This is a genomic window from Synechococcales cyanobacterium T60_A2020_003 (assembly GCA_015272205.1).
GTDB lineage: Bacteria > Cyanobacteriota > Cyanobacteriia > RECH01 > RECH01 > JACYMB01.
On sequence record JACYMB010000055.1, the window covers coordinates 1 to 7527 of the forward strand.

Sequence of the window (7527 nt, forward strand, 5' to 3'; positions counted from 1 at the left end):
TTTCATGGCAGGTTTTATGTGTGATAACTGAAATTTACCATGCCTCTCCCGCCCGTAACCCCTCTTTCATGCAACAACGCCTCTGTAAATATTAACTAAAATCCATATCTCATAGCGAAACTGCTAAGATTGCTCTGGACTAGTCTAGAGCGTCTTTTTGAATAGGTATCCTACGTATGAGCATCGTTGTTAACGCTATTAAAAACGTTACTGTTGCGAAAAATGCTAAGACCGACTCTATCAATCTCTTCAAGCAATTTGACGATCCCTTCACAACAGGACTCGTTGCTCAATTTAAGCTCTATGATTCATCCTTAGGCGGAGGAGTTTCACGGGTTGTCCTCTTTGACCAGAAAGGAAAGGGCGCTCCCCTGACAGTCCAAAACTTTGCAAGCTATGTTGAGGACGGAGCCTATAAAAAGACTTTCATCCACCGCTCAATCCCTGGTTTCATTATCCAATGTGGAGGATTTACCGTCGATGGGACAGAAGAAGCGATCGCCAATGGTGATCCCTCCCAAGCTATTTCGGTGATTCCTACCGATGATCCGGTGAAAAATGAATTTAGTTCCAAACGCTCGAACCTTCGCGGCACCATCGCCATGGCAAAGTTACCGGACGACCCTGACAGTGCCACCAGCCAATGGTTTTTCAACTTACGCAATAACTCTACCAATCTCGATAATCAAAACGGGGGGTTTACGGTCTTTGGTGCGGTGATGTCTGAAAAAGACTTAGCTCCCATTGATGCGATCGCCAAGTTGGAGCGTTTTGATGCAAGAGGGTTCTTTCAACAGGGAGCATTCGACACGATTCCATTCATTGATCCACCTGACAATGCGAATAATTCCACAGACGAAAACTTTGTACGGTATCGCAACATCACCATCAACAGTGTCGATGAACTGAAATTTAAGGTTGTCGGCAACTCAAACCCGACGTTAGTGGATGCCACCATCAATAACAGGGGCAGGCTAATTTTGGATTATGGTCGCAACGAAACGGGACAAGCCAGAATCACAGTGCGGGCTACGAATCTGTTGGGAGAAGCTGTTAAAGATACCTTTCGCGTAACGGTAAACGACAGCTTGACCCAGGGTGGCGTTCAACTGCAAAGTCTTTCTGGCCGATCGCTCGAAACGAACCTCGTCGTTGGCACAGTCAAGAATGACGAGTTGCTAGGTACTGCCGCAAACGAGACTTTTGAAGCCAAGAGCGGCAAGGACACTATTACGACGGGACGAGGGGCAGATATCATTCGCATCGGCTTAACTGATGCTGTTGACACGGTCACTGATTTTGAGGATGGGCGCGATCGCATCGAATTAACTGGATCCCTATCCTTTAACGATTTGACTATTCGCCAACGGGATGATCAGACGAATCTTTCGGTCAATGGCGATCGATTCCTTGTGCTAGAGAACGCAATCGCGACAGACCTCACGGCAGTTGACTTTGGGTAATGGAGGGGCGATCGCCAATCTAAAATCTGAGCGATCGCACTGCTGCGTTAAAAGATGCACATGCTGCCTCCCTAAAAAATATCCCAAAAGCGTCAAGCCAATCGTCTGTGAATAGGCGTCGCCCCACATGATGCCCCGTTGCATAACCCACAGAATCGCCTGCGATCGCACAAATCGCTGCTCTTGCGATCAAGATCCCCACGTTGAGCAACTACTGAGATGCCAAAAATCCTGCCGTAAACAGCAGACTATCCCCCGGCAGAAAGAACCCAACCAGCAACCCAGACTCTGCAAAAACAATCGCCCAAACCCCGAAGTAACCAATGGACTGAATGAGAGCAGCCAAATCCACATGCACAGAGCAGTCCTCCTGGCGTTAACCTGTAAACGTCCAGATCAATCTGACGTACTCACTACTACAGCACAATCCCTGACTCAATGGTTCAGACTTGAAAGATCCTGAGCAGAACTTTAACAAGAGACACTTCGTTGGCCACGTCGAGGCACTGATCCTGTGGTCATAATCTTCACTTATGACCCATCATCGCTAACCCCATAGCGTTTGGGGTCGGTGTAGCCTTATGCTGAGAATAGATGATTTACGTCATCAAACGTTGATATATTCAACCTACTCCTTCTACACCTGGGTCATGACCTACTACATCTCCCCTCGTTTTCTCAACAAAATCGCTGTCCATATTACTAAGAATTTCCTACCGCTTCCCCAGGTGCGAGTGCCGCTGATCCTTGGCATCCATGGACGCAAAGGTGAAGGTAAAACGTTTCAATGTGAACTGATTTTTGACCGCATGAACATTGAAGTGGTTCACATTACCGCTGGTGAATTGGAGAGTCCTGATGCGGGTGATCCGGCACGGCTGATTCGCTTGCGTTACCGTGAGGCGGCAGAACTGGTGCGAGTGCGAGGCAAGATGGCCGTGTTGATGATTAATGATCTGGATGCTGGAGCTGGACGATTCGATTCTGGGACGCAATACACGGTCAATACGCAGTTGGTCAACGGCACATTGATGAACATTGCCGATAATCCTACTAATGTGCAACTTCCCGGCAGCTACGATGAAAAGCCGATCCAGCGGATTCCAATTCTCGTGACCGGAAACGACTTTTCGACGCTTTACGCACCGCTCATCCGCGATGGCCGTATGGAGAAATTCTACTGGGAACCCGATCGGAGCGATCGCATTGGCATCATCAGCGGTATTTTTGCTGAAGATGGCTTATCGGTATCCGAGGTGGAACAGTTAGTAGATGCGTTTCCGGGGCAATCAATCGACTTCTTTGGGGCGTTGCGATCGCGCATCTATGACGAACAAATTGAAGCCTTTATTGCCCAAGTCGGCTTGGATCGCGTTTCGCCCTTAGTGGTTAATGCCAAGACTCCGCCCCAGTTCCAAAAGCCCGACTTCAGCCTCGGTCATTTGATGGAGCAAGGCGCACTGATGGTGAGGGAGCAAGACCGCATTCAGCGTATGCGTTTATCGCGGGAGTACAACGAATCCCTGGGTCGTGGTGAGCACCACAGTTCTGCGGCCCAAGAGAGCGCCAAGTTTTCATCCCAGCCTATCTATGCTTCAGTACCAGAGCCAGCCTCCGTTTCAGATCATTCCAATGGACATACGCCATCCATCACGTCTACCCATCTCTCTACTGATGTGATTGACCAAGTCCAGCAACTCATGGCGCAGGGGTATCGAGTGGGACTGGAATGGGCTGATGAGCGTCGATTCCGGGTGAACTCGTGGCAAGACTGTACACCGATTCAAACCACCGACGCCCAAGACGCGATCGCCTACCTAGAGCGCTACTTAGGCGATCACGATCGCGACTATGTCCGCATGGTTGGGATTGATCCCCAGGCGAAAAAACGAGTGCTAGAGACCGTGATTCATCGTCCCCAGCGTTAGGCGTCTAAATCTCACCGAGATCGCCCTGACAGACGGCCAACATCCGCTGGTCGTTTTCACTCACCTGATCCAGCCGAATATAGCCATCCAACCCGACTGGAATCACAGTAGAGGGATCGGTAGAGGCGATCGCCGCTGTTTCGTCTAGAGCAATGGCGTAGGCATATTCCTGCTGTTCGTAGCTGTCAACGATGGTGAGGGCAAGCTGGTTCTCTTCAACAGTCCCCGAAAAGCAGTCAAACGAGGAACGGGGCATGTAGAATGCGCCAATAATCTGGCGATCGCGTACTTCAAAGACTAAGTATTCCGAACCAATCTGATCGGGTTCCTGGGACTGACCGTAGAGATAGACACCGTCGGAAAAGGCAGAGTCTATCTCACTGGGGGCGATCGCCTCGGTCGTCGGTTCGGTCTCAACCATCCCAGGTTCAGCCGCCGTCGCCCAGGGGCTCAGAACCAACCCAAGTCCTAACGCTACTGCCAAGGTCGCAATCGAGCGTTCAACACCATGCCAGAGGTGGGACTGTTGGAAAGAGTTAGTCGCTTGACGATTGAAATGAAGCATCACAGTTCCTCCTCGAAGCGCGTACACGATGGGGGCACAACGGATTCCTTTCTGCACAGAAGTATTGGAATACCGTTTCCTATAGTTTTATTCTCCCGTGATAGGGAGACACTCTCATGGGATCTACACCAATAGAAACATTGATTCCCGACACTGTTACATTTCGGAAATGCAGACTGGAAGCCGTGATTCGGCTCTTAAGGGACTAATCGCGCTACATGTAGGGCAAGCGCTGAGGATTTGTTTGAAATAACTCTATTCGCTGTCTTCATCGGTACTGTTGGGGGGAAGATTAGCAACGATAACAACTGTAATATTATCTCGTCCACCTTTATCTTTCGCAGCATTGACGAGGGTGGCGGCGGCCTTATCGCAGGCTCGAATGGTTTTCAGATGATGCGAAATCAATAAGTCTGATAGTTCTTCCGTCAACCCATCACTACACAACAACAGGCGATCGCTTCCCTGCACGTCAAAAGCCTGCACGTCCACATGGCGGATGTCTTCCCGTCCCAGGCATTTCCACAAAATATGCCGCCACGGATGAATCCGGGCCTGGGCGGGCGTAATCTCCCCAGCCTTCAGTGCCCGCGATACCCAGGTGTGGTCTTCGGTAATTTGCTGAAGCTTTGCGCCTCGCAGGCGATACAGCCGCGAATCCCCAATGTGGGCGCACCAAGACTGGCTTTCCCGAAACATTACCACAACGACCGTTGTGCCCATGTCTCCCCGCTCAGGATGGCTGGCCTGATCCTGCAAAATAGCGCGATTTGCGGCCAAGATCGCCGCCTCCAAAATCTGGGGCGAGGCCGAACTGCGCTCCCAATGGCTATCTAGATAGGTACGGATTTCATCGGTGGCAATGCGGCTTGCTTCCTGTCCTCCGGCATGACCGCCCATGCCATCCGCCACAATGAAGAAGCGTCCTTCCGGATCAAGGTAATAGGAGTCCTGGTTGACAGAGCGGACTAATCCAGGATCAGTGAGACCCGAAAACACCCGTTTCATAGTGCGATCGCTAACCTATCAAAGCCGTGCTTAAAACATCTTTTCGTAGCGATCCAGGCGAATCAAAAGCCGAATCAGTGCTACACCTGCCGCTACTGCTGCCGCTGCTGCCACAATAGCCAACCAGATATACTGATTGACTAACAAAATAGTAGCGGATAGCGTAAATCCTGCAACTAAAAGCGCATAGTTTGTTCCGAGGCTGACATTGCTCATGCGGCGCAAAATGCGATCGGTCTCCGTGGCCCGTACCCGCATGCGAATGTCGCCTTGCTCTAGCTTTTCTAGCGTATCTTCGATGCGGCGCGGCAAACTCAGAGCCGATGTGCTGACCTGAGCCGCCTGACGACCCAACTCATTCAAAAGACTGCCAGAGGAGGAATTAGGGGATGAACTTCCGTTTGTCATAATTTGCATTGCGAAGGGTTTGGCCACTTCCATAAAGTTAAAATCTGGATCTAGTCCTTTTCCGACACCTTCCAGGGTCGAGAAAGCGCGCATCACAAAGGTAAAAGTCGCTGGAAATCGAAAGGGTTGCCCGTAGGCAATTTCGTACAAGTCGTCACTAATGGCAGCTACCGACTGGGTTTCAAACGGCTGATCCATAAAGTTGTCTAGCATGTACTGGATTGATCGCCGTACAGGCCCCATATCCTCGGCTGGCGCAAGCGCTCCCAGAGCAACTAAGGAATCCACAACTTGGCTCGCGTTCTTTTGGGCAATACCAAAGAAAGTTTGCATCAGCTTTTCGCGAGTCGCCGTTTGTACCCGACCCATCATGCCAAAGTCGTAAAAAATCAGCGATCCGTCTGAACTGACAGCAATGTTCCCAGGATGCGGATCGGCATGGAAGAAGCCGTTATTAAGAAGCTGGTGTAGGTAGGCTCGTGCGCCCAGTTGCGCTAACCGTTTCCGATCCAGTCCAGCCGTTTCCAACGCTTCGTAATGGCTAATCTTGATGCCAGGGAGGTATTCCAACGTCAACACTCGCGGCGACGAGTAGCGCCAATAGACGCGCGGCACGTTGACCCAGTCCTCGCCTCGGAAGTTGCGGCGGAAGGTATCCGCGTTGCGACCTTCGTTGATGTAGTCAATCTCTTCCCACAGGATCCGGCAACATTCCTCATAAATGCCCATCCAGTCCCGACCCGGCCCCCAGTCAGGATGGTTTTGGAAGTAGCGGGCAATGCCCTTCAGAATGGCAAGATCAATAGTAAACAGCTTTTTCAGCCCCGGTCGCTGCACTTTAACGACGACTTCCTCACCAGAGTGAAGTCGTGCCCGGTGGACTTGCCCCAAACTGGCAGCGGCTAAGGGAATCGGATCGAAACTACTGAACAGGCTGGGAATCGGTTTCCCTAACTCCTCTTCGATAATCGATTCCACTTGCTCGTAACTAAAGGCTGGCACCTTGTCTTGAAGTTTGGATAGCTCTTCGACGTATTCCGTGGGGAAGAGATCCGCTCGTGTGGAAAAGAGTTGCCCAACTTTGATGAACGTGGGGCCAAGGTTGAGAAAGGTTTCGCGAATCCAGATGGCGATCGCCCGACGGCGGCGTGCCTGACTTTCCTCGGTGATACCGTTGGGATAGCTCCACTTCTTCTTGTACAGCCACTGGGCTGCCATTAACCGCAGCACAAACGACCAAATATCAACAAACCGACGGTGGCGAGAGTAGTGCTTGCGGTTCCAGCGGTAGGCGGCATCGGAGTAAGACTTGATTGAAGATGCATCTGATTCGCGAGTTGCCGAACCATATTGTCTCCCAACATCAGTCGTCAGGAGTGCGGATTGTAACTTTGGGTCAACGGGTGACGTAGAGCTGTCAGAAATTGCAGACACTCAAGCCTCAATGGATTCAAACAAAAACAACTTATGTAAAAAAGTTAGGTGTACTAAACCTGGATTTTTTGTATACAGCGTAGCTTGTATTTCTAGGATGCCCGATTTCGGTAGCGCTGCAACTCCACTCGAAGCTGAGCAATTTCAGCCCGCAGATCGTCAATCATGGCTTGCAAATCAACGGATGATTCGGGGCTGCTCGTCGAAATAGGCCGCCCGCGCATCGCTGATTCCTCAGCTTGGGATGCTCGCGCCATCGCATCATTTGTGAATTGACGGAGCCGTTCACGCTGCTCGGCATCAAATTTGCCTAACTCGCTCAGAGAGTTAGTGACTGCTTTTTCTACTTCTTCGCTGACGACTTCTGCGATCGCTCTGCCTACGAAAAAAGCATGAACGAGAGGATTAGACATAACGTGCCATCTGTACTCTTACTCCGCCAAGATTATAACGTGAGATCTCATGTTTCTGCTGGAGGCGATGGATGGAGATTGAATCGGCCAAAAGGCTGAATCAAGGGTATAGCCACGCGATTAGCTCTAAAACGGATAGAGGAATCCTGAACTTATTCTCTGGTGAGTAGCGCACCCTGATTGACTGACAAAACTCACACAACCCTGATTCTCTCGTAGGTTGGGTGAGCGCTAGCGTAACCCAACAGAATAAAGGCTAGAGTTGGGTTCCACGTTGTTTCACCCAACCTACTAAAAAAGATTTGTCA

At 50.6% G+C, this 7527-nt stretch carries 6 protein-coding genes and 1 pseudogene; 2 read left to right on the forward strand and 5 right to left on the reverse strand.

From position 1 onward, the window contains the following. Positions 1-176 precede the first annotated feature (176 nt). A complete protein-coding gene (locus IGR76_03030; protein ID MBF2077505.1) occupies positions 177-1463 on the forward strand; it encodes a peptidylprolyl isomerase in 1287 nt (428 codons plus the stop codon). A gap of 109 nt (positions 1464-1572) precedes the next feature. Here IGR76_03030 and IGR76_03035 read toward each other — a convergent pair. Then, positions 1573-1821 (reverse strand): annotated as a pseudogene (locus tag IGR76_03035) (DedA family protein). 292 nt (positions 1822-2113) lie between these two features. On the opposite strand from IGR76_03035, the gene IGR76_03040 reads away from it, so the two are divergent. Beyond that, a complete protein-coding gene (locus IGR76_03040; GenBank protein MBF2077506.1) occupies positions 2114-3391 on the forward strand; it encodes a ribulose bisphosphate carboxylase small subunit in 1278 nt (425 codons plus the stop codon). A gap of 4 nt (positions 3392-3395) precedes the next feature. Here the strand turns inward: IGR76_03040 and IGR76_03045 are convergent, their stop codons facing one another. The 4 genes from IGR76_03045 to IGR76_03060 all read right to left on the reverse strand — a co-directional run bounded on the left by IGR76_03045 (position 3396) and on the right by IGR76_03060 (position 7219). Then, positions 3396-3956 (reverse strand): hypothetical protein, encoded by a 561-nt coding sequence (locus IGR76_03045; GenBank protein MBF2077507.1) that lies wholly within the window; start codon positions 3954-3956, stop codon positions 3396-3398. A 255-nt stretch (positions 3957-4211) separates the two neighbouring features. Then, entirely contained in the window at positions 4212-4964 is a 753-nt protein-coding gene (locus tag IGR76_03050; protein ID MBF2077508.1) for a Stp1/IreP family PP2C-type Ser/Thr phosphatase, read from the reverse strand. A 30-nt stretch (positions 4965-4994) separates the two neighbouring features. Continuing rightward, positions 4995-6746, reverse strand: coding sequence for an AarF/ABC1/UbiB kinase family protein (locus tag IGR76_03055; protein MBF2077509.1), 1752 nt, complete (start codon positions 6744-6746; stop codon positions 4995-4997). Between the two features lie 152 nt (positions 6747-6898). Further along, positions 6899-7219 (reverse strand): hypothetical protein, encoded by a 321-nt coding sequence (locus IGR76_03060; protein MBF2077510.1) that lies wholly within the window; start codon positions 7217-7219, stop codon positions 6899-6901. Between the last annotated feature and the right edge of the window lie 308 nt (positions 7220-7527).

Bases quoted from the DNA above. Each gene is read 5' to 3' on its own strand.
- IGR76_03030 (MBF2077505.1), top strand. From the start codon at position 177: ATGAGCATCGTTGTTAACGCTATTAAAAACGTTACTGTTGCGAAAAAT.
- IGR76_03040 (MBF2077506.1), top strand. From the start codon at position 2,114: ATGACCTACTACATCTCCCCTCGTTTTCTCAACAAAATCGCTGTCCAT.
- IGR76_03045 (MBF2077507.1), bottom strand. From the start codon at position 3,956: ATGCTTCATTTCAATCGTCAAGCGACTAACTCTTTCCAACAGTCCCAC.
- IGR76_03050 (MBF2077508.1), bottom strand. From the start codon at position 4,964: ATGAAACGGGTGTTTTCGGGTCTCACTGATCCTGGATTAGTCCGCTCT.
- IGR76_03060 (MBF2077510.1), bottom strand. From the start codon at position 7,219: ATGTCTAATCCTCTCGTTCATGCTTTTTTCGTAGGCAGAGCGATCGCA.